The 22,136-nt window shown below is 71.1% G+C and carries 21 protein-coding genes; 4 read left to right on the top strand and 17 right to left on the bottom strand.

The window, feature by feature from the left end:
- Positions 1–59: 59 nt before the first annotated feature.
- Positions 60–1,307, bottom strand: a complete 1,248-nt coding sequence (locus tag O7553_RS06780; RefSeq protein WP_281553986.1) for a crosslink repair DNA glycosylase YcaQ family protein — start codon at positions 1,305–1,307, stop codon at positions 60–62.
- Positions 1,308–1,480: 173 nt separating this feature from the next.
- Here O7553_RS06780 and O7553_RS06775 point away from each other — a divergent pair, with 173 nt between their 5' ends.
- Positions 1,481–1,759, top strand: coding sequence for a YggT family protein (locus O7553_RS06775; protein ID WP_281553985.1), 279 nt, complete (start codon positions 1,481–1,483; stop codon positions 1,757–1,759).
- Between the two features lie 7 nt (positions 1,760–1,766).
- Here O7553_RS06775 and O7553_RS06770 read toward each other — a convergent pair whose 3' ends face one another.
- Complete coding sequence (locus O7553_RS06770; protein ID WP_281553984.1) at positions 1,767–2,231, bottom strand: MaoC family dehydratase; 465 nt, start codon at positions 2,229–2,231, stop codon at positions 1,767–1,769.
- A 117-nt stretch (positions 2,232–2,348) separates the two neighbouring features.
- Here O7553_RS06770 and O7553_RS06765 point away from each other — a divergent pair, with 117 nt between their 5' ends.
- Positions 2,349–2,924: a GNAT family N-acetyltransferase gene (locus tag O7553_RS06765; RefSeq protein WP_281553983.1), complete on the top strand. Its 576-nt coding sequence runs from the start codon at positions 2,349–2,351 to the stop codon at positions 2,922–2,924.
- A 25-nt stretch (positions 2,925–2,949) separates the two neighbouring features.
- Here O7553_RS06765 and O7553_RS06760 read toward each other — a convergent pair whose 3' ends face one another.
- A complete protein-coding gene (locus O7553_RS06760) occupies positions 2,950–4,197 on the bottom strand; it encodes a helix-turn-helix transcriptional regulator (RefSeq protein WP_281553982.1) in 1,248 nt (415 codons plus the stop codon).
- 363 nt (positions 4,198–4,560) lie between these two features.
- Here O7553_RS06760 and O7553_RS06755 point away from each other — a divergent pair, with 363 nt between their 5' ends.
- Positions 4,561–5,208 carry a GNAT family N-acetyltransferase gene (locus O7553_RS06755; protein ID WP_281553981.1) on the top strand — a complete coding sequence of 216 codons (648 nt, stop codon included), beginning with the start codon at positions 4,561–4,563 and terminating at the stop codon, positions 5,206–5,208.
- Positions 5,209–5,272: 64 nt separating this feature from the next.
- On the opposite strand, the gene O7553_RS06750 is transcribed toward O7553_RS06755, so the two are convergent.
- Positions 5,273–6,517, bottom strand: a complete 1,245-nt coding sequence (locus O7553_RS06750; RefSeq protein ID WP_348650127.1) for a glycosyltransferase 87 family protein — start codon at positions 6,515–6,517, stop codon at positions 5,273–5,275.
- 31 nt (positions 6,518–6,548) lie between these two features.
- Here O7553_RS06750 and O7553_RS06745 point away from each other — a divergent pair, with 31 nt between their 5' ends.
- Positions 6,549–7,130: a GNAT family N-acetyltransferase gene (locus tag O7553_RS06745; RefSeq protein ID WP_281553980.1), complete on the top strand. Its 582-nt coding sequence runs from the start codon at positions 6,549–6,551 to the stop codon at positions 7,128–7,130.
- Positions 7,131–7,204: 74 nt separating this feature from the next.
- On the opposite strand, the gene dapB is transcribed toward O7553_RS06745, so the two are convergent.
- The 13 genes from dapB to infB all read right to left on the bottom strand — a co-directional run bounded on the left by dapB (position 7,205) and on the right by infB (position 22,090).
- Positions 7,205–7,969: a 4-hydroxy-tetrahydrodipicolinate reductase gene (gene dapB, locus O7553_RS06740; protein WP_281555504.1), complete on the bottom strand. Its 765-nt coding sequence runs from the start codon at positions 7,967–7,969 to the stop codon at positions 7,205–7,207.
- Between the two features lie 93 nt (positions 7,970–8,062).
- On the bottom strand, positions 8,063–9,430 hold the full coding sequence (locus tag O7553_RS06735) for a pitrilysin family protein (protein WP_281553979.1): 1,368 nt from the start codon (positions 9,428–9,430) through the stop codon (positions 8,063–8,065).
- 11 nt (positions 9,431–9,441) lie between these two features.
- The gene (locus O7553_RS06730; protein ID WP_281553978.1) at positions 9,442–11,787 is read right to left on the bottom strand and encodes a polyribonucleotide nucleotidyltransferase; all 2,346 of its coding nucleotides are present in this window, start codon (positions 11,785–11,787) and stop codon (positions 9,442–9,444) included.
- A gap of 237 nt (positions 11,788–12,024) precedes the next feature.
- Entirely contained in the window at positions 12,025–12,294 is a 270-nt protein-coding gene (rpsO, locus tag O7553_RS06725; RefSeq protein ID WP_123600601.1) for a 30S ribosomal protein S15, read from the bottom strand.
- Between the two features lie 185 nt (positions 12,295–12,479).
- Positions 12,480–13,442, bottom strand: coding sequence for a bifunctional riboflavin kinase/FAD synthetase (locus tag O7553_RS06720; RefSeq protein ID WP_281553977.1), 963 nt, complete (start codon positions 13,440–13,442; stop codon positions 12,480–12,482).
- 63 nt (positions 13,443–13,505) lie between these two features.
- Positions 13,506–14,408 (bottom strand): tRNA pseudouridine(55) synthase TruB, encoded by a 903-nt coding sequence (truB, locus tag O7553_RS06715; RefSeq protein WP_281555503.1) that lies wholly within the window; start codon positions 14,406–14,408, stop codon positions 13,506–13,508.
- Positions 14,409–14,458: 50 nt separating this feature from the next.
- Positions 14,459–15,823 carry an MATE family efflux transporter gene (locus tag O7553_RS06710; RefSeq protein WP_281553976.1) on the bottom strand — a complete coding sequence of 455 codons (1,365 nt, stop codon included), beginning with the start codon at positions 15,821–15,823 and terminating at the stop codon, positions 14,459–14,461.
- 423 nt (positions 15,824–16,246) lie between these two features.
- Positions 16,247–16,465 (bottom strand): DUF6186 family protein, encoded by a 219-nt coding sequence (locus tag O7553_RS06705; protein ID WP_281553975.1) that lies wholly within the window; start codon positions 16,463–16,465, stop codon positions 16,247–16,249.
- Positions 16,462–16,869: a hypothetical protein gene (locus O7553_RS06700; RefSeq protein WP_281553974.1), complete on the bottom strand. Its 408-nt coding sequence runs from the start codon at positions 16,867–16,869 to the stop codon at positions 16,462–16,464. Before O7553_RS06700 ends, O7553_RS06705 begins: the two co-directional genes overlap by 4 nt.
- 123 nt (positions 16,870–16,992) lie before the next feature.
- Positions 16,993–18,030: a bifunctional oligoribonuclease/PAP phosphatase NrnA gene (locus O7553_RS06695; protein ID WP_281553973.1), complete on the bottom strand. Its 1,038-nt coding sequence runs from the start codon at positions 18,028–18,030 to the stop codon at positions 16,993–16,995.
- A complete protein-coding gene (gene rbfA, locus O7553_RS06690; RefSeq protein WP_281553972.1) occupies positions 18,027–18,560 on the bottom strand; it encodes a 30S ribosome-binding factor RbfA in 534 nt (177 codons plus the stop codon). Before rbfA ends, O7553_RS06695 begins: the two co-directional genes overlap by 4 nt.
- A 100-nt stretch (positions 18,561–18,660) precedes the next feature.
- Complete coding sequence (locus tag O7553_RS06685; RefSeq protein WP_281553971.1) at positions 18,661–18,954, bottom strand: DUF503 domain-containing protein; 294 nt, start codon at positions 18,952–18,954, stop codon at positions 18,661–18,663.
- Between the two features lie 172 nt (positions 18,955–19,126).
- Complete coding sequence (infB, locus tag O7553_RS06680; RefSeq protein WP_281553970.1) at positions 19,127–22,090, bottom strand: translation initiation factor IF-2; 2,964 nt, start codon at positions 22,088–22,090, stop codon at positions 19,127–19,129.
- Between the last annotated feature and the right edge of the window lie 46 nt (positions 22,091–22,136).

Here is a 22,136-nt window from a genome sequence, read left to right as displayed (position 1 = left end):
CACCGTACACCGGCCGGTCCCGCCGGCTCAGCCAACGACCAGGCCGCGCACCCGCCAGGTCAACCAATGGCCACGCCGCGCGAACCGGCGGCGGGCAACGCCCGGGTCAGCGGGCCGGCCAGGTCGCCGGTGGCCGGTGTCGCGACCTCGGACAGGCCGAGCCAGCCGGCCAGCCGGGTCAGCTCGCCGGCCAGGGCAGTCGCGGTCTGCCCCGGATCGGTGGTGGCGTCCGGCACCGGCCAGGCGGCCGGCACCCGCAGCACCCCGGCGGCCCGGTCCGCCTTGAGGTCGACCAGCGCGGTCAGCCGGTCGCCTTCGAGAAACGGCAGTACGTAGTAGCCGTGCACCCGCTGCGCGGCCGGTACGTAAATCTCGATCCGGTACCGCAGCCCGAACAGCCGCTCGGTGCGGGCCCGCTCCCAGACCACCGGGTCGAACGGGCTGAGCAGCGTGGCGGCCCGGATCCAGCGCGGCAACCGGGCCTGGTGGTGCAGGTAGGCGGGCTGCGACCAGCCCTGCACTCGGACCGGCCGCAGGATGCCGTCGGCGACCAGGTCGGCGACGACCGGCCGGACCGCCGCCGCCGACAGCCGGAAGTAGTCACGCAGCTCCGGCTCGGCGGCCACGCCGAGGCAACGGGCGGCGATCTCGACCAGCTGCCGGTGCGCCTGTGCCTCGGTCGGCGTCGGCGCGGCGACAACCCGGGGCGGCAGCACCCGCTCCGGCACGTCGTAGCGGCGTGCGAAGGTGCTGGTCCGCCCGGCGGAGCTGATCTCCCCGGCCCAGAACAGGTACTCCAGGGCGGTCTTGACCGCCGACCAGTTCCACCCCCAGTTGCCACTCGGCCGCATCGTGTCCTGCTCGAGCTGCGCGGCGGTCGCCGGGCCGCGGGCGCGAACCTCGGCGAGCACCCGGTCGACCAGCTCCGGCTGTTCGACGGCGATACGTCGGATGCCGCCCCAGGCGTCGTCGCGGGCGCGGGCCATCCGCCAGCGCAGCGCCGGCTGCAGATCGACCGGGATCAACGACGCCTCGTGGCCCCAGTACTCGAACAGCTCCCGAGGGGCATGCCCGGCGGCCCGGTCCAGCAGGTCGGTCGGGTACGGACCGAGCCGGCTGTACAGCGGCAGGTAGTGGGCGCGCTGTAGGACGTTGACCGAGTCGATCTGGATCAGGCCGACCCTGTCCAGCACCCGGCGCAGGTGCCGACGGTTCGCCACCTTAATCGGCACGGGGTCGGTGAAGCCCTGAGCGGCGAGCGCGATCCGGCGGGCCTGGGCGAGCGAGAGACTGTCTGGTAAGGGCATCGCCACGCAAGTTACCGCCCGGGTACGACATTGACGGCGGCACCGGAGGACCCGGCAGCCGGGCGCGGCCGATCCTCGCCGATCGGACCCGTCCGCCGCGGCGATTCTCAGCGACCACACACGATCGCCGGGCATAGTGGAACGCTCACCGGTCGTCCTGGAGGTCTGCCCCGATGGGTCCCCTGTTCGCACTTCTGAGTCTGCTGCTCCTGGTCTTCCAGTTGCTGCTCATCGCCCGCGCGATCCTCGACTGGAGCACCGTGCTGGCCGGGCCGAGCCCGCGTGACTCGCTCCGCTCCCGCGTCACCGCCGCCCTGCACGCGGTGACCGAGCCGGTGCTGGCCCCGGTCCGGCGGGTGCTGCCGCCGCTACGCGTCGGCGGCGCCGCAATCGATCTCTCCTTCATCGTCGTCTTCGTCGCCATCGCGCTGATCCGGGCGCTGCTGCCGTGACCGGTGGTCAGCGCGGTGCAGTCACCAGCAGCCGGCTGATGGTCTCGGCGACGCAGACCGGCCGGTCGCCGGAGTCGGCGGTGAGGGTCACCGCCATGACCGCCTGTACACCGCCGACGACCGGCTCCACCGAGGCGATGGCGGCCTCGGCCCGTACGGCGGAACCGGTACGCAACGGAGCCGGGAACCGAACCCTGTCGAGCCCGTAGTTGATCCTCGCCCGTACCCCGTCCACCCGGTACAGCCGGCGCATCAGTGCCGGGACAAGGGAGACGGTGAGAAACCCGTGGGCGACCGTGCCGCCGTACGGGCCGTCGGCCGCCCGCTGCGGGTCGGTGTGAATCCACTGATGGTCGTCGGTGGCCTCGGCGAACATGTCGACCCGGTGCTGGTCGACCGGCAACCAGTCGCCTGGCCCCAGCGACTCGCCCACGGCTCTGGCCAGATCGTCGACGGAGGCGAAGACTCTCATCCCGTCAGTCTCCCAACCGGTTCACACACGCGCGACGCGCGGCGGGGCCGGCCGGTCCACTCGACACCCGGCCGGTGCTACTAGACGTCGGTTGTGAAACAGGATAGAAATCCCCATATGCCAGAAGTCAGGCAGGAGACTCCGGAGGACGCCGACGCGATCGCCGGGATCCACGTGCGCGCTTGGCAGGCCGGCTACGCGGGCCTGATCCCCGCGGACGTGCTCGACCGGCTCAACGTCGCCGCCTGGGCGCAGCGCCGCCGCGACGTCGGCACCGCCGACTCTGAGCACCCGTTCCGCACCCTGGTCGCCACCGAAGGCGAGCAGATCGTCGGGTTCAGCACCTTCGGCCCGTACCGGATCGACCAGGACCGGGACCAGCTCGATCCGACGTACGGCGAGATCGTCAGCATGTACGTCGACCCCGTACACTGGGGCACCGGGGTCGGTCGGCTCCTGTTCACCGCATCGATCGCCGGGCTGACCGGGCAGGGCTGGCGCACGATGCGGCTGTGGGTGCTCGACGGCAACCAGCGGGCCCGACGGTTCTACCAGGCGGCCGGGCTGCGCCCGGACGGGGAACGCAGCGTCTACCAGGTGCCCCGCCCACCCGGGCAGACCCCGGTCGGGCTCGACGAGGTGCGCTACCTGGCCCGGATCGCCGGCGACCGGATCCTCACCCTGGCCAGCTGACATGTGATCGGAAGTTCAATCCGAGCTACGTGACTTCAGCGAAGGCACGGATTTCGGCTCGCAATTGTTCGGCCTTCCAAGTGCCGGCAAATCGCTTGGTTCCGAGTATCTCGGCCATGCGTCCGACACGTTTGTGGATCCACGAGATGCGGCGCTCTGGTGGAAGATCGAGTACTGGGCGAACAGCGGCCGCAGCCTCGTCCAGCTTACCGACCTTCAGGTAGGCGGTTGCCTGATAAACGCGTGCCAGCGCTTCGTCGTCTAGCGATCGACCCTCCTCCGGACCGTTCTCCCACAGCCGAATCGCCTCCGACGCTTCTCGGGCTGCCCGATCTGCGTCTGAGGCTTCAACCAGCCAGATCAGGCTGCTGCCGGCATAATAGTGCTGTTTGGCCTCACTGAAGTCGAATATCCCGCGCTCCGAGGCTCTTGGGATCAACTTCTCCCGCTCATGTTGCACTTGGTCGAGGGCCCGGTTGCTGCCTGCCGAGTCCCCAAGGTTCGCCTTGCACTGGGCGTACCCACATATCAGGCGAAGTCTGCTCGCACTGGTAGCTGAGTGCGCGAGCCCATCCGTGACGGACGCGAGAGCTTGGCTATAGTTGCCGTCGAATCTGGCTATGAGACTCTGGGTTCCCCGCACCCAGGCTCGGAGCTCACGATCACCTGAATTTTCTGCACAGACCAGCGCCGCATCTGCATGCGTCATCGCTACCGCCGAGTCCCCCAAATCGAGAGCGGCGTACGCAAGCACCCCTTGAAGGCGGCCAGCTATCTGATACAGGTCGGCCAACTCATTCGGCCGGTACTGGCGGCTTCGTAGGCGGCGCAGGACATCGCCTCGTAACTCTACAGCGGAATGCAGCATCGGCGCAGGAGCGGTGCCGAGGTATGCAGTCGAGAGCCGGGTCGTAGCTTGCTCCAGATCGGTCAGATCCATGGAATCTTCCACGGCTGCAATCATCTTTAGCGAGTCTTTGGTTGAGGCGGTCAGCATCCGCCCCGTCACCAGAGCCTTTCGTCGCTCCTCCGCTGCGTCTCGCCACGCTGCCACCAGGAAACCATTAGCACCTAGTGCCCGGTCGGCAAGTTCGGCGAACTGCCGTTCAGGAAACTTGTCGCCCTGTTCCACCTTTCCGATGTAGCCGCGATTGAACCGTATCCGTTCGCCAAGATCCCGAAGCGACCACTCGCGACCGACCCGACGTGCTCGCAGCACACCACCGAAGTGAGGCGGGTTGCTCTCATCGGCAACTCCTGGCTGTGATGTCATCGCGCCTCCCCGCTGTCGCCCATCGCTGCCTACAGCCGTCAGGCGACAGGTTACCCCTACAGGTTCAGGTCGGCATCGTCCAGTGTGGGTTTGGCGCAGGCGGATGACCATGTCGTTGATCAATAATTTCAACGTTCGACGCCATGATGCTCGCTCGTGCTGTACGTGCAATCGCTGTGCTGAAGTCGATCAAGTGGCCGTTGGAGGAGCGTTGTGGATTTTCGCCCGACGGCAACTACGGCAACTGCTCACACCCGTACCGCCGGGGGTCGATCAGCTGGTGCGACACCTGGCCGCCACCGACCGACGAAGCCGGCACAGCCAGCACGGCCGACGGAGCCGGCACGGCCGACAGGGCCGGCGGTGACCGCGACCGCCGGCCCCGCCGGCACGGTGCGGGTGCGGCGGGCCGGGGTGGACGACGTACCGCGCCTGGCCCGGGTGCTGGTTGACGCGTTCGTCGACACCCCCGACGCCCGCTGGCTGATCCCCGGCACGGCACGGCGGCGGGACGTCTACCAGCGGCTCTGCCCCGGCCTGCTGGCCCAGGCGATGACCGACGGCACCGTCCACACGACGATCGACCGGGCCGCAGCGGCGCTGTGGCTGCCGTACCCGATCGCCCACACCACCACCGACCGGCAGACCGCCCGGCTACGACGCATCACCGGCCGCCACGCCGACCGGTTCCTCCAACTCGCCGGCCTGCTGCACACCCACGCCCCGCGCCAACCACACACCTACCTGGCGTACCTCGGGGTGGCACCGCACCGGCAGCGCAATGGCATCGGCGGCGCGCTACTACGTCACCGACACCAGATCTGCGATACCGCCGGCATCGCCAGCTACCTCGTCGCCACCAGCCCCGCCGCCCGCGACCTCTACCTACGCCACGGCTACCGACCCACCACCCGACACCCGCTGGCGTTACCCGACAACGGCCCGCCGCTGTGGCCGATGTGGCGGCAGCCGCAGCCGGCCAGCCCAACCACCGGCACCGCCGCACGATGACCCGGCATCCGGCGTCGAGGTGAGGCTGACGCACGTAAAGACGCAAAGATGACGTGCGTCAGCCTCACCTCGACGTGATCGGTCGACCGGCGGCCGGTGCCGGCCAGCGGGCGGACGGGTCCAGCTCACGCACCGGCAGGAACAGCAGGAGCCCCAGGCTCACCCACACGTACGCGTTGCTGCCGACGAAGCCGGCCACGTTCGCGGCGTCGGATTCGCGCCAGATCCACACCAGCCGGCTGATCAGCAGCAGATAGCCGACCACGGCGAAGCCAAGCAACGCCCGCCGCCGCCGGCTGCCCCGCGCCGCGGGCAGCCCGTTGTCCACCAGCAGGATCAGCGCCGGCAGCAACCACACCAGGTGATGCACCCAGGTGACCGGGCTGACCAGGCAGCCGACCACGCCGGTCAACGCCAGCCCGGTCGCCTCGTCACCGGCTGCGACAGCGCGGCGGCACCGCCACGCCCACCAGATCAGGGTGACCAGCACCAGCACCAGCCAGGCGACGGTGCTCGGATGCAGCGGATCGATCCGGGCGACGACCCCGCGCAGCGACTGGTTGGAGACGAAGTCCAACGCACCTACCCGGTCGGTGTTCCACAGCGCCTGCGTCCAGAACTCCCGGGACGCGTCCGGGGCGACCGCCGCCGCGACCAGGGTCGCCACGGTCGCCGTACCGGCGGCGGTGACCGCCGCCCGCCACCGCCGGGTGACCAGCAGGTAGACGATGAAGATGCCAGGGGTCAGCTTGATCGCCGTCGCCAGACCGACCCCGACTCCGGCGAACCGGCGCCACCGCTGCGGCACCGGCGACCCGGCCGCGACCAGCCACAGCAGGTCGGCCGCGACCAGGACCAGCAGCAGCGTGTTGACCTGGCCGAAGTTCACCGTCTCGCGCATCGGCTCGTACGCGGCCACCAGGCAGGCAGCGACCGCGAAGGCGAACCAGCGGGTCCAGCCCTCGCGGCGGGAGATCGGGTCGACCAGCCACCACAGCACCAGCGCGCTGGTCACCACGGCGAGCGTCACGCTCACCACGATCGCCAGATGCCACGGCAGGACCGCCATCGGCGACATCACCAGCGCCGCGAACGGCGGGTAGGTGAACCCGTACTGGCTGAACGGCTTCATGTGATCGTAGAGTTCGCCGCCGTCGCGCAGCCAGTGGTGCATCGCCCCGTAGTAGACCTTGAGGTCGAAGAAGCCGTGCCGTTCGGCGGCGACGGCGAGGAAGGCCGCGACGACGACCGCGAGTACCGCGACGATCGCCACCCGCCGACCGGTGCCCCCGGCGGCCCGCTGCGGCATGACCTCGCCCCTGTCCGTACGCTGACCACTCATGGCGCTCGGATATGTCCGTCCTGCCCGACCGGGCGACGCTGGTGAGATTGCCCGCATCCAGTTGACCACCTGGCGGGTCGCCTACCGGCGACTGCTGCCCCGCCAGGCGCTCGACGAGGTGGACGAGGGCTGGCTGGCGCAGCGGTGGGACGCTGCGATCAACGATCCGCCGTCGCAGCGGCACCGGGTGCTCGTCGCCGTCGAGCAGGCCGAGCAATCCTATCTGGTGGGCTTCACCGCGTCCGGCCCGACCGACGAGCAGGCCCTGGCTCCCGAGGAACCGGCCGGGGCGCTCGGTGACCGGATCGCCGCCGTCACCGACCTGCTGGTCGAGCCGCGCTGGGGCCGGCGGGGACACGGCAGCCGACTGCTCGCCGCCGCCGTGGACCTGTGGCGCACCGACGGCTTCGACACCGCGCTCGCCTGGGCGTACGAACGGGACCCGGCGACCCGCAAGTTCCTCGGCTCGGCCGGCTGGGAGCCGGACGGGGCGACGCGGGCGTTGGACGTGGCCGACATGCTGGTCCCGCAGCTACGGCTGCACGTGGCGGTCCCACCGGCGGCTGCCGCAGAGCAGTGACCCGGCCCGCCGCACGACCCGACAGGGCCCGGCAGCAGGACCCACCAGAGTCCGGCAACAGGACCCGGTAAAGCTCAGTCGAGCAGGCTGTCCAACCCGACGGTCAGCCCGGGACGGCGCGTCACGGCCCGTACCGCCAGTAGCACCCCCGGCATGAACGACGCCCGGTCGTAGGAGTCGTGCCGGATCGTCAGGGTCTCCCCCGCCGTGCCGAACAGTACCTCCTGGTGTGCGACCAGGCCGGCCGCCCGTACCGAGTGCACCCGGATCCCGTCGATGTCAGCGCCCCGCGCGCCCGGCACCTCGGCGGTGGTGGCGTCCGGCATCTCAGCCGACCCGGCGGCGGCCCGGGCCGTCGCGATCACCCGCGCGGTGTGTCCTGCGGTGCCGCTGGGCGCGTCCACCTTGGCCGGGTGGTGCTGCTCGATGATCTCGACGGACTCGAAGTGCCGTGCCGCCTTCGCCGCGAACTGCATCATAAGCACCGCGCCGATGCCGAAGTTGGGGGCGATCACCACGCCGACCTCGGGCTTGTCGGACAGCCAGGAGCGGACCAGGTCGAGGCGCTGATCGGTGAACCCGCTGGTCCCGACGACCACGTTGATCCCCTGGTCGATGCACCAGCGCAAGTTGTCCAGCACCGCGTCTGGGTTGGTGAAGTCGACGACCACCTCTGCGGCGGCGTCCGAGGCGTCGGACAACCGGTCACCCTCGTCGATCGTGGCGACAAGTGCGAGACCGTCGGCCCCCTCGACCGCTCTGCAGACCTGCACGCCCATCCGGCCGCGGGCTCCGAGCACGCCGACCCGGACCGGCCCGGCGGACGACCGGGCGGCCACTGCGGAGCCGCCCGGAGGGACTGTCACATTCGTACCGTCTTCGCTCACCGGCACAACCTATCCCACCGGCGGAGACAACGGTCCGGCCAGCGCCTACCCCACCGGCGAGGGCTGCGCGCCGGCTAACATCGTGGACTCCACCGGGCCGATCACCGCCAGGGACATCGGCCGGGTGAGCAGCTCGGCGGCGACCGCGCCGACCTGTTCGGCGGTCACCGCCGCCACCCGTGCGAGAAGCTGGTCCACGGTCAACTGCTCGCCGTAGAGCAGCTCCCCCTTGGCCAGCCGACCCATCCGGGATCCGGTGTCCTCCAGGCCCAGCACGTACCCGCCGCGGCTCATGCCCTTGCCCCGGGCCAGCTCGTCGGAGCTCAGCCCGTGCTCGACGACCGCCGCCAGCTCCGCCCGGACCAGCTCCAGCACCTCGTCGACCCGGCTCGGCGCACAACCGGCGTAGACGGCGAACGTCCCGCCGTCGGCGTACTGGCTGGCGTACGAGTAGACCGAGTAGGCGAGCCCTCGGCGTTCCCGTACCTCCTGGAACAGCCGGCTGGACATCCCGCCGCCGAGGACGTTGTTCAGCACGCCGAGCGCGAACCGACGGTTGTCGCCGCGGCTGATACCCGGGCCGCCGAGCACCAGATGGGCCTGCTCGGTCTCTTTATGGCGCACCATCACTCGGGGCCGACGGGCGCGTACCGCCGGGGTGGCCGGGCGCAGCGGCGCCGGAGCACCGGGCCGTTCGGCGTCCAACGGGCTGCCCCGCAGCGCGGCCCGTACCTGGCGGACCACCGCCCGATGGTCGAGGTTGCCGGCGGCAGCGATCACCATCGCCCCGGGCGTGTAGCGGCGCCGGTAGAAGTCGTGGATCTGCCGGCGGGTCAACGCCGAGATCGTTGCCTCGGTGCCGGAGATCAGCCGGCCGAGCGGATGCGGGCCGAAGACGGCCTCGGCGAGCAGGTCGTGAACCTCGTCGTCGGGCTCGTCGTCGTGCATGGCGATCTCTTCGAGGATCACGCCACGTTCGGTCTCCACGTCGGCCGGGTCGATCACCGAGTTGGCCACCAGGTCACAGACGACGTCGACGGCCAGCGGCAGGTCCTCGTCGAGCACCCGGGCGTAGTAGCAGGTGTACTCCTTGGTGGTGAACGCGTTGGTCTCGCCGCCAACAGCCTCGATCTGCGACGAGATATCCCACGCGGTACGCCGCTGCGTCCCCTTGAACAGCAGGTGTTCTAGGAAGTGCGAGGCCCCGGAGCGGGCCGGGGTCTCGTCGCGCGAGCCTACCCCGACCCACACGCCGAACGACACACTGCGCATCGCCGGAATCGCCTCGGTGATCACCCGCAGCCCGTTGGGCAGCACGGTACGGCGTACCGTACCGCCCAACGGGTCGGCGGTGAGTGTCCGGGTCACCGGCCGGGACAGGCCCCGGCCGGTGACCGGTTCGGTCCTGGCCATCTTGGCCGGCGTCAGCTGTGCCGGTTACGTCGGCGGCGCTCGCCGCCCTCGCCACCGTCGCCCCGGCTGGGGCCCCGGTCGCCACGGTCCCGGTCCCCGCGATCGCGCGGCCCCCGGTCACCACGGTCGCGGCCACCGGGACGCTCGCCGCCGTCGGACGCGGCCGGCGCCTCGGCGCCCTCTGGGCGGACCTTGTCCAGGTAGATCTTGCCGCGGGCGTCGATGTCGGCGATTTGCACCTCGACCTTGTCGCCGACGTTGAGGTGGTCCTCGACCCGCTCGACCCGCTTGCCGTCGCCCACCTTGGAGATGTGCAGCAGTCCGTCGCGGCCGGGCAGCAGCGAGATGAACGCGCCGAACGCGGCGGTCTTGACGACCGTGCCGAGGAACTTGTCGCCGGCCTTCGGCAGCGTCGGGTTGGCGATCGCGTTGATCCGCTCGACGGCGGCTTCGGCGGCCGGCCCGTTGGTGGCGCCGACGTAGATGGTGCCGTCGTCCTCGATCGAGATGTCCGCGCCGGTCTCGTCCTGGATCGCGTTGATGGTCTGGCCCTTCGGGCCGATCACCATGCCGATCTTGTCGACCGGGATCTTCACCGTGGTCACCCGCGGGGCGTGCTCGCTCATCGCGGCCGGCCCCTCGATCGCCTGGCGCATCACCTCGAGGATGGTCATCCGGGCCTCGCGGGCCTGCTGCAGGGCACCGGCGAGCACGTCCGACGGGATGCCGTCGAGCTTGGTGTCCAACTGCAACGCGGTGACGAACTCTGGGGTGCCGGCCACCTTGAAGTCCATGTCGCCGAACGCGTCCTCGGCGCCGAGGATGTCGGTCAGCGTGACGTACCGGGTCTGCCCGTCGACCTCGTCGGAGATCAGGCCCATCGCAATCCCGGCCACCGGGGCCTTCATCGGCACCCCGGCCGACAGCAGCGACAGCGTGGAGGCGCAGACCGAGCCCATGCTCGTCGACCCGTTGGAGCCGAGCGCCTCGGAGACCTGACGGATCGCGTACGGGAACTCCTCGCGGGTCGGCAGCACCGGCACCAGGGCCCGCTCGGCGAGCGCGCCGTGACCGATCTCCCGCCGCTTCGGCGAGCCGACCCGGCCGGTCTCGCCGGTGGAGTACGGCGGGAAGTTGTAGTTGTGCATGTAGCGCTTGGACTTCTCCGGGGAGAGGGTGTCCAGCGTCTGCTCCAGCCGCAGCATGTTCAGCGTGCTGACCCCGAGGATCTGCGTCTCGCCGCGCTCGAACAGCGCCGAGCCGTGCACCCGGGGCAGCACCCCGACCTCGGCGGTCAGCGGTCGGATGTCCCGTGGGCCGCGGCCGTCGATGCGTACCTGCTCGCGGAGCACCCGGGCCCGGACCTCGGACTTGGTCAACGACCGGAAGGCCGCGCCGATCTCCTTCTCCCGGCCCTCAAAGCGCTCGACGAGCTCGCCGGCGACCTTGTCCTTGATCCGGTCCAGCGCGTCCTCACGCTCCGCCTTGGAGGCGATCTTCAACGCCTCGGCGACCTCGTCGCGGCCGGCGGCCACGACCGCGTCGTAGACGTCGTCGCCGTAGTCGAGGAAGACCGGGAAGTCGGCGACCGGCTTCGCCGCCACCTCGGCCAGCTCGCTCTGCGCCCGGCACAGCTCGCGGATGGTCGGCTTGGCCGCCTCCAGCCCGCTGGCCACCACGTCCTCGGTGGGGGCGGTGGCGCCGCCGGCGATCAGCCCCACCGCGTGCGGCGTGGCCTCAGCCTCGACCATCATGATCGCCACGTCGCCGTCCGGCAGGGCCCGGCCGGCGACCACCATGTCGAAGGTGGCCCGGGACAGCTCGTCCAGGGTCGGGAAGGCCACCCACGCGCCGTCGACGTGGGCGACGCGGGTCGCCCCGATCGGCCCGGAGAACGGCAGGCCGGACAGCTTGGTGGACATCGACGCCGCGTTGATCGCGATCACGTCGTACGGGTGGGCCGGGTCCAGCGCCAGCACGGTGGCCACCACCTGGACCTCGTTGCGCAGGCCCTTGGCGAACGTCGGGCGCAGCGGCCGGTCGGTCAGCCGGCAGGTGAGGATCGCCTCCTCGCTCGGCCGACCCTCGCGGCGGAAGAACGAGCCGGGGATTCGCCCGGCGGCGTACATCCGCTCCTCGACGTCGACGGTGAGCGGGAAGAAGTCGAGGTGCTCACGCGGCTGTTTGCTGGCGGTGGTCGCGGAGAGCACCACGGTGTCGCCCAGCTGGGCGATCACCGAGCCGGCGGCCTGGCGGGCCAGCCGTCCGGCGGAGAAGGTGACCTCGCGGGTGCCGAAAGCTCCGTTGTCGATCACGGCGGTGCTGCGTTGGGTGCCGAGATTGTGCTGCTCGGTCATGGTAATGTCGCGCTCCTTTACGCGTCGTGGGGCCACGACCTCGGGGAGCTGCTCAACCGGCCGGTCATCGATCGAAGCGCCCGGGGGAGCCGGCGTCGTGGCCGGCTGGCCCGGGGGCCACTACCGAGGACCGGTACGTTGACCGGCTCCCGTCGACGGGTGGGTCGTGGTGCCCGGTGTCGGATGATGGTGGTGCGGCGCGGCGGGGCCATGGACGGCCGCCGCCGCGCCGCTACGTCACCGCCGCAGACCGAGCCGCTCGATGAGCGAACGGTAGCGGTTGATGTCCTTCTTCTGCAGGTAGTTGAGCAGCCGGCGGCGCCGGCCGACCAGCAGCAGCAGACCACGACGGCTGTGATGGTCCTGCTTGTGCACCTTGAGGTGCCCGGTGAGGTCGGCGATCCGCTTGGTGAGCACCGCGACCTGGACCTCCGGCGAACCGGTGTCCGCGTCGGCGGTGGCGTACTCCTCGCGGATCTTGCGCTTGGCTTCCTGATCGAGCGCCATGGTCTCCCTGAATCTGTGTGGGGTCGTCCCTCGTCTCGGCGCCCGCGGCGTCGTGCAGGCAGGCGAGACGAATCGTCGGTGGTCCGACGCTGTGTTCAGGCTACCAGCCGGTCGGCACGGCGGCCGGCAAGCCCACGGTGCGTCGGATCGCGGCTGCCCACCGGCCCGGGAGGCTCCGGTGGACGTCAGGCGCCGAGCACCGTCCGGACCTGGGCGACGTCCTCGTTCATCTGGACGACCAACGGACCGACCCCGTCGAACCGGCGGGTCTCCCGCAGCCGGGCGACGAAGTCGATCGCCACCTGCTCGCCGTAGATGTCCCGGTCGAAGTCGAGGACGTACGCCTCCACCCGGCGGTCGCGGCCGGCGAAGGTTGGGTTGGTGCCGATGGAGGCCGCAGCCGGCAGCCCGGGGCCTCCTCCGCTGAGCCCGTCCGGGCGGACCGGGCCGTCCGAGCGCACCAGCCGGGCCGCGTAGATGCCGTCCGCCGGCACCGCCGCGTACCGCGGGGTGAGCAGGTTCGCGGTGGGAAAGCCGATTTCCCGGCCGCGACGGTCGCCGCGGACCACCACCCCTTCGAGGCGGTGCGGCCGGCCGAGCGCGGCGGCGGCGGCGGTCACGTCCCCGGCGTCGATACAGGCCCGAATGTACGTCGAAGAGAAGACCGTGCCGCTGTCGGTGACCAGGCTGGCGTCCTCGACCGCGAACCCGAACCGGCGACCGAGCCGCGCCAGCAGCGCGACGTCCCCGGTGGCCCGGTGCCCGAACCGGAAGTTCTCCCCCACCACCACCACGGCGGCGTGCAGATGCTCGACCAGCAGGTCGTGGACGAACTGCTCAGCGGTCAGCCGGGAGAACTCGACGGTGAACGGCAGTACGCAGAGCACGTCCACGCCGAGCGATTCGATCAGCTCGGCCTTGCGGGCCGGCCCGGTGAGCACCGCCGGATGGCTACCGGGCCGCACCACCTCGGCCGGATGCGGGTCGAAGGTCACCACCACGGACTGGATACCGAGGTCGCGGGCCCGCTTGACGGCATGCCCGATCGTCGCCTGATGCCCGCGGTGGATGCCGTCGAACACCCCGATGGTGACCACCGCGCGACCCCAGCCACCACCGGCCGCCTCCACTCCCCGCCACCGCTGCATGATGCCTCCCGCCTGTGCCGCCAAGGTTTGCCCCAACCGGGTGACCGGCCGGGTTCGATGCTGTCACGCCGGCGCGAGGACGACCTCCGCGCGGGCCCGGCCGTCACGTTCCGACACCACCGCGAGCAGTTCGCCGTCCGGGGCGTAGACCGCATACGGCCCGGGTCGGCCGATCGGTGCGATCGGGCCACCGTGACCGAGCACCCGGGCCTCCTCCGCGCCGACCTCGCGGCCGGTGAGGAAGCGGCTGGCGGCGGTCGCCATGGGCAACTGCACCACGTCCGGTGCCCGCTGCTCAAGCTCCGCCAGAGTGGCGGCTTCGGCCGCGGTGAACCCGCCGACCGCGGTCCGGCGCAGCGCGGTGAGGTGCCCGCCGACGCCGAGCGCAGTCCCCAGATCCCGGGCGATGGCCCGGATGTACGTGCCGGACGAGCAGGCCACCTCGACGTCGACGTCGACGCTGCCGTCGGTCGGCGGGTGGACGGCGATCGGGTCGAGGCGGGAGATGGTCACCCGGCGGGCGGCCAGCTCGACCTGCTCGCCGGAGCGGACCCGCCGGTACGCCCGCTGCCCGTTGATCTTGATTGCGCTCACGGCGCTGGGCACCTGGTCGATCTCCCCGGTCAGCGCGGTCAGCCCGGCCCGGATCCGCTCCTCGGTGACACCGTCCACCGGCAACCGGGCGGTGACCTCCCCCTCGGCGTCGTCGGTCACCGTCGACACGCCGAGCCGGATGGTGGCCGTGTAGGTCTTGCCGACGCCGATCACGTAGGTAAGCAGCCGGGTGGCCCGGTTCACCGCGACCACCAGCACGCCGGTCGCCATCGGGTCCAGGGTGCCGCCGTGGCCCACCCGACGGGTGCCGGCCAGCCGCCGTATCCGGGCGACGACGTCATGCGAGGTCATCCCGGCCGACTTGTCGACCACGATCAGTCCGTGCGTACTCACGACTGCCAAGCCTGCCAGATCCCGATACTTGGTGGCGATCAGGTCCGGTCGCCCGATGGCCGCAGCGATCAGGTCCGGCCGGCCGGCACGCCGAGCACCGTCCACTGCGGCGACCTCAGCCGGTGGACCAGCCCGACCAGCCGGACCAGCATGAACACCGCCAGCCCGGCCCAGATGCCGGCCAGACCGAAATCGAGCAGGTAGCCGGCCCAGATGACCGGCAGGAATCCGCCGAGCGCGCCACCGATCGTGAGGTCACGTAGGTAACGCAGATCACCCGCCCCGATGAAGACCCCGTCGAGAGCGAAGACCACCCCGGCCACCGGCTGCAGCGCCACGAACCACGGCCAGATGACCATCGCCTGGTCGTGCACGCCGAGGTCAGGGCTGAACCAGCCGGGAATCACCGGGGCACCGGCGGCGAACAGCACCGCGAATCCGACGCCGGCGAGGAGGCCGAACAGCACCAGCCGGCGGGCGAGCAGCCGGGCGCCCGCCGCGTCACCGGCGCCCAGCGCCGCGCCGACCAGCGACTGGCCGGCGATCGCCAGCGCGTCCATCGCCAGCGCGGTGAAGAACCACAGCTGGATGGCGATCTGGTGGGCGCCGACCTGGATGGTGCCGTACCGTGCCGCGACAGCGGTGGCGGACAGGAAGCTGACCTGGAACGCGGCGCCTCGGATCAGCAGGTCACGTCCGACGGTGAGGTGGGTCAGCAGGAGGTGCGGCCGGGGGCGCAACGGCGCCCCGGCCGTCGCCAGCGCCCGGACGAAGAGCAGACCGCCCAGGGTCTGCGCGACGACGTTGGCCACCGCCGACCCGGTCAGCCCCAGACCCAGCGGGTAGACCAGCACCGGGCAGAGCACGGCGGAGACGACGTTGGCCGCCAGCACGTACCACACCGGACGGCGGGTCTCCTGCACACCGCGCATCCAGCCGTTGCCGGCGGCGGCCAGCAGCAGACCCGGCGCGCCCCAGGCGGCGATCCGCAGCCACTGTTCGGCGGCGTCGGCGACCGGGCCGTGCGCCCCGGCGAGCCCAGCGGTGATCGGACCGGCCAGGATCTGCAGCGCTACGGCGAGCAGCAGTCCGGCGAACGCCCCGAGCCAGGACGCCTGAACCCCCTCGGCCAGGGCGGCGGCCCGGTCACCGGCGCCGTAACGGCGGGCGGCGCGGCCGGTGGTGCCGTACGCCGCGACAGTGCCGAGCCAGGCGGCCACCGACATCACGGTGCCACCCACCGCGACGGCGGCGAGGGCCACCGGCCCGAGGCGGCCGACGACGGCGGTGTCGACGAGGACGTAGATCGGCTCGGCCGCCAGCACGACCAAAGCGGGTAGTGCCAGGCGCACGATCCGTCGGGTGGACGCCGACCGTGGTTCGGACCCCGGGCCGGACGGTGGCGACGGTGGCGTAGTGCCGGAGGTGGCCATCGCGGTACAGCCTGACAGCCGATTGGTAAGGAGCGCTATTGCCCAGGTCACTTACCTAGGCGGAACACCGCAGACCGATTCCCGCAACACACCGACCCAGGCCGCGCGGTCTCGCGCGACGGCGCGGCCGGAGGCGACCCGCAGACGTTACTGGCGGGTGTCCATCGACATCTGCAATGCCCGCCGGGCCTGCTCGCGCGCTTCGTCGGCGGTTTCGGGCTTGGGCTTGCTGGGCATGACGCCACGACCTTCCCACAGGTTGACACCGGATTGCCGACGACGGCACCTCCGGGATCACCGGGGCCGCGACCAGGCGGACAGGCGGCGGGCAGGTGTGGCCCGCACCACACCCAAGTTATCGTTCAGGTCCACATCCTGCGCACTGTTCCCACAATGCGAGAGAAATACATTAGTCTACGTCGATCACCGCGCGAAGAAGTGCCACCCGACCCACCACCAGAATCCGAAGACCCCGATCCGACCGACCGGCACCCTGCCCACCTCGTACTGCATCACGTACGCGCAAACGTCACCGAACGTCGGGATCCGCGAGCCCGGCCGCCTGGCGAGCAGTTCCAGCACCCCGAACAGCGCCAGCGCGACGACGAAACCGCCGATCACCGCCGCCCGAGTACCACTCATCGCCGCACCAGCACCCAGAACGCGGCCAGCCAGCCGCAGTACGCCGCCGACCGGGCCACTGGCCCGTCCAGCACCGGATCGGCCAGCTTGGAGAAGGTCGGGAAGTCGTCGGTCGAGCCCATCGCGAACGTGGCGCCCTCGACGACGGTGAACATCGCGACCGGCACGATCCACCACACCGCACCGTCACCGAGTCGACATGGGGTCGGCCGCCGTGGCACCCGGTGCGACAGACCGAACCAGATCAGCGCCCCGCCGGTGCCGATGGTGTACAGGTTCGCCGCCGTCGAGAACGAGGGCAGCTGCCCACCCACCAGCGACAGTACGGCAATGACCGGGATCGAGACGACCGGTCGGTCCCAGGCCCGCGGCACCTCCGCGGTGAGCTCAGACGGCTGCTCCATCACTCGATTGTCCCTGGTCGGTGACGACGAGTGAAGTGTCTATGCAGGTGGTCGGGGCTCGGTTGGCGAGATCTGGCACCTGTGGAGGAGACCGACCCGCGCCCGGGTCAGCGATCGGGGCACTCAGCCAAGCTGGGCACGGATGGCAGCGATGACCTCGTCGGCGCTGCCGACACCGGTGAAGCCGGCAGCGAGCCGATGCCCACCGCCGCCGAGCGCCACCGCCACCGCACTCACGTCGACACCGCCCTTGCTGCGCATCGATACCGCCCATCCGGTCTCGCTCACCTGCTTGAGCACGCAGCTCACATCCGCCTCGACCGTGCACCGGACCGAATCGATCAACGCCTCAAGCACATACGGCGGCTGGTCGAAACGTTCCAGATCGGCCAGGGTGGCATGGGTCCAGACGAGGCCCTGGCCGCCGGCTGCCGCCGGCTCCAGGACGCAACGTTGCAGCACCGCACCGAAGAGCTGGACCGCCCCGAACGGTCGGCTGTCGAAGACCCGCCGGGAGACCTCGGCCGGGCTGATGCCGGTGGCCAGCAACCGGGCGGCGAACTGGTGCACCGCCGGGGTGGTCATGTCGAACCGGAACGAACCGGTGTCGGTGATCAGCGCAATGTAGAGACACTCGGCGATCTCCCGGTCCAGCGGTACGCCGAGCCGGCCGAGCAACTGGTCGACCACCACCGAGGTGGCCGCCGCAGTCGGGTCCACGAGATGAATACCGCCGAACCGGGTGTTGGAGGCGTGGTGGTCGACCACGATCGCCGTCCGGGTCGTCATCCGATCGGCCAGGGCGTTCAGCCGGGACGCGCTCGCCACGTCGAAGCAGAGCGCCAGATCCGGATCGGCCCACGCCTCGTCCGGCTGGACCAACAGGTGGGAGCCGGGCATTCCCCGCAGGGACGGCGGCAGCTCCTGGTTGCCGGGAAACGCGGCCTGCACCGCGCAGCCGCCGAGCCGGGTCAGGCCCAGCCCGAAGCCGAGCATGCTGCCGAGCGCGTCACCGTCGGGGTTGACGTGGCACAGCAGCAGGACCCTCCCGCCGGGCGGGACCGCACGGACGGCGGCGACTGCGGCCGCCCACTCGTCCCCGGTCGGCCCGGTCGCCTGATCGGCGGCCGGTGGACCGACCGGAGACGGAACGCTGATCATCGGGGTCGCCCGTCCGGATGGGGCTGGCCGGACCCGGCTGCGTCAGCGGTCGCCGTGCCCTTCGGGGCCGCCTCCGCTGGGTCTTCGTCGTCCGCTGCGTCCTCGTCGTCATCCGAATCGGCCCGGTACGGCTGGGCGTCACCGGCGTACTCGGCGTTCGCCGCCAGCCGCTGCACCTCGGCGTCGGCGCTGCGGGCTGCGGCAAGCAGATCGTCGATGTGCTTGGCATGCTCCTGCACGTCGTCGAGGACGAAGGTGAGCGTCGGTGAGTGACGCAGCCCGAGCGCCTTGCCGACCGTGCTGCGCAGCAGCCCGTTCGCGCTGTCCAACGCCGCCTTGGTGCCGGCCTGGGCGGCGGCGTCACCGAGGACCGTGTAGAAGACCGTCGCGTCGCGCAGATCAGCGGTGATCCGCGCGTCGGTGATGGTGATCATGCCGAGTCTGGGGTCCTTGATCTGGGTACGCACCACCGAAGCCACCAGCTCGCGCACGCGCTCCGCGTGCCTGCGCACCCGCGCCGGGTCCGTCATTTCTACCTCCGCGGTGTCCGGTCAACGTGTCGACCCTACCTGTGCGCCGTACGCCGGGCCGGTCGGTGCGCGTGCGTGCCGGACCAGTCGGTGTCGTGGATCAGTCGTCGGCGCCGTAGAGCCGGCGCCGGACGGAGAGCAGCTCGATCTCGGGCCGACCGGTCACCATCCGTTCACAGTTGTCAAGTACCTCACGTACGTGCGCCGCGTCGGCCGCGACCACCGCCACCGCGATCTCCGCCCGGCCGTACCGGTCGAGCGCGCCGACCTCGGCGGCGGAGACCTCGAAGCGGCGCAGCGCGGCGACGATCGGGCGTACGTAGGAGCGTTTCGCCTTCAGCGACTGGGAGTCGCCCGGCAGCAGCATGTCGAAGGTGGCGGTTCCGGTGAACATCGTCCCGAAGAATACGCGGTCAGCGGCGGACTCGGCCGGCACCCGACGCCGACCGGCGATCGGCAGGCGGTACCGCCAGGCGGCACCGACGCGAGCAAGCGGTCGGCAACCGGTGAAGCGCACCCGGTTGCCGACCGCCCGTCGGCGTGCTGCGAGCCCTACGCCGAGCGGATCAGGTACGTACCTTCTCCCGCATCTCGAAGGTCTCGATGATGTCGCCCACCTGGATGTTGTTGTAGTTCCCCAGGGTCAGACCGCATTCGAAGCCCTCCCGGACCTCGGTCGCGTCGTCCTTGAAGCGCTTGAGCGAGCTGATGGTGACGTTGTCCGCCACCACCGCGCCGTCGCGCAGCAGCCGGGCCTTGGCGTTGCGTCGAATGATGCCCGACCGGACCATGCAGCCGGCGATGTTGCCGATCTTGGACGAACGGAACACGTCGCGGATCTCCGCGCTGCCCAGCTCGACCTCCTCGAACTCCGGCTTGAGCAGGCCCTTGAGCGCCGCGTCGATCTCCTCGATGGCCTGATAGATGACGGTGTAGTACCGGATCTCGACGCCTTCGCGGTCGGCGATCTCCCGGACCTTGTTGGAGGCCCGGACGTTGAAGCCGATGATCGTCGCCGCCTCGGCGGACGCGCTCGCGAGCATCACGTTGCTCTCGGTGATCGCACCCACACCCCGGTCCAGGATCCGCAGCTGGACCTCGTCCGGGATGTCGAGCTTGAACAGCGCGTCCTCCAACGCCTCGACCGAGCCGGAGACATCGCCCTTGAGGATCAGGTTGAGCGACGTCTTCTCGCCCTCCTTGATCTGCTCCATGAGCGTCTCCAGCGTCGCCCGGCCGCGGGAGTTGGCAAAGCTCGCCGCCCGCCGCCGTGCCTGTCGCTGCTCGGCGATCTGCCGCACCGTCCGGTCGTCCTGCGCGGCGAGGAACGTGTCACCCGCGCTGGGTACTGCGGTGAGACCGAGCACCAGCACCGGACGGGCCGGACCCGCCTCGGCGACCTGGTTGCCGTTCTCGTCCAGCATGGCCCGGACCCGGCCGTGCGCGCCGCCCGCCACGATCGAGTCGCCGGTACGCAGGGTGCCCTTCTGCACCAGTACGGTCGCCACCGCGCCCCGGCCCTTGTCCAGGTGCGCCTCGATCGCGATGCCCTGCGCCGGGCCGTCGACCGGAGCGGTGAGCTCGAGCGCAGCGTCGGCGGTCAGCAGCACCGCCTCCAGCAACTGGTCGATGCCGGTGCCGGGCTTGGCCGCCACGTTGACGAACATGGTCTCGCCGCCGTACTCCTCGGCGACCAGACCGTACTCGGTCAACTGCTGGCGAACCTTGTCCGGGTTGGCCTCCGGCTTGTCGATCTTGTTGACCGCGACCACGATCGGCACGTCGGCCGCCTTGGCGTGGTTCAGCGCCTCGATGGTCTGTGGCATGACTCCGTCGTCGGCCGCAACCACCAGCACCACGATGTCGGTGACCTGCGCACCACGGGCACGCATGGCGGTGAACGCCTCGTGACCCGGGGTGTCGATGAAGGTCAACGCGCGGTCCACCCCGTCGTGCGGCACGTGCACCTGGTAGGCACCGATGTGCTGGGTGATGCCGCCGGCCTCGCCCTCGACCAGGTTGGTCTGCCGAATCGCATCGAGCAGCTTGGTCTTACCGTGGTCGACGTGACCCATCACGGTCACCACCGGCGGTCGGGTGACCAGCCGGTCGGAGTCCACCTCGGCATCGAGGTCGATGTTGAACTGCGCGAGCAGTTCGCGGTCCTCGTCCTCCGGGCTGACGATCTGCACGTTGAACCCGAGGTGCTCACCCAACAACTGCAGCGTCTCGTCCGAGCAGGACTGGGTGGCGGTGACCATCTCGCCCAGGTTGAACATCTCCTGGACCAGCGACCCCGGATTGGCGTTGATCTTGTCAGCGAAGTCCGACAGCGACGCCCCACGCGACAGCCGTACCGCCTGACCCTGGCCACGCGGCGCGCCGGAACTCATCGTCGGCGCGGAGAGGTTGTCGAATTCCTGTCTGCGCTGCTTCTTGGACTTGCGGCCCCTGGTCGGGCGCCCACCCGGCCGCCCGAAGGCACCTGCGGTGCCGCCACCACGGCCACGGCCGCCACCACCGGGCCGACCCCCGCCGCCGGCAGGGGCGCCACCGCGGAAGCCACCGCCGCCGCCACCAGGGCCGCCACGGTAACCGCCGCCACCGCCGCCGCCACCAGGGCCGCCACGGTAACCGCCGCCACCGCCGCCGCCACCAGGGCCGCCACGGTAACCGCCGCCACCGCCGCCACGGCCGCCACCGGGACCACCGGGTCGGCCGGCGCCGCCGGGACCACCCGGGCGACCCGGGCGCTGCGACGGCATCGACGCCGGACTCGGCCGCGGTGGCATCGACGCCGGGCTCGGCCGCGGTGGCATCGACGCCGGGTTGGGCCGCTGCCCACCACCGGCGGCGGGTCGCTGCCCACCACCCTGGCTGATGCCGAACGGGTTGTTGCCGCCCCGCGCCGGCGGGCGGGCACCCGGCCGACCGGGTGCCCCCGACGATGGCGCACCGGGCGTCGACGGCCGACCGCCGGTCGAGCGACCGGCTGCCGGGCTACCTGGACGCGGCGGCACCGACCCTGGTCCGGGCTTGGGTCGGGGACCGCCGTCCGCCGGGGGCTCCCGCCGGCCGGTGTCCCGCTGCTTCGCCGCCTGCTGGGCGGCCTTGACGTTGGCCTCCTGCTCGGCCTTGAGCGCTGCCGCCCGCGCCTCGGCGGCGGCCACCTCGATGTCGTGCGCGCTCGCTGGCTTGGCCACCGGGGCCGCCGACGGCGGCGGACCGGGCACCGGGGCCTTGGGGCGCATCGACGACGGCGCCGCCGGCCGGCGCGGTGGCGCCGGCTTGGCGGAGACTCTCGGCTCGGTGCTGTTCGTCGGCGCCGCGGCCGGCCGGGCCGGTGCCGACGGTGACGACGACTGGGACGCCGCCGCGAACGCACCACGGAGGCGTCGGGCGACCGGTGCTTCCACCGTGCTCGACGCGGATTTCACGAACTCGCCCATCTCCTTGAGTTTGGCGAGAACGGTCTTGCTTTCGACCCCGAGCTCTTTGGCGAGCTCGTGTACGCGGGCCTTGCCTGCCACTGCACTCCTCACTCCGAGGTCGTGCGGGCAGCACCCGCAGCGACCT

The sequence above is a fragment of the Solwaraspora sp. WMMA2059 genome (assembly GCF_027497315.1).
GTDB lineage: Bacteria > Actinomycetota > Actinomycetes > Mycobacteriales > Micromonosporaceae > Micromonospora_E.
The sequence above is the reverse complement of the archived record's forward strand: the minus strand, read 5'-3'. Positions and strand labels throughout refer to the sequence as shown.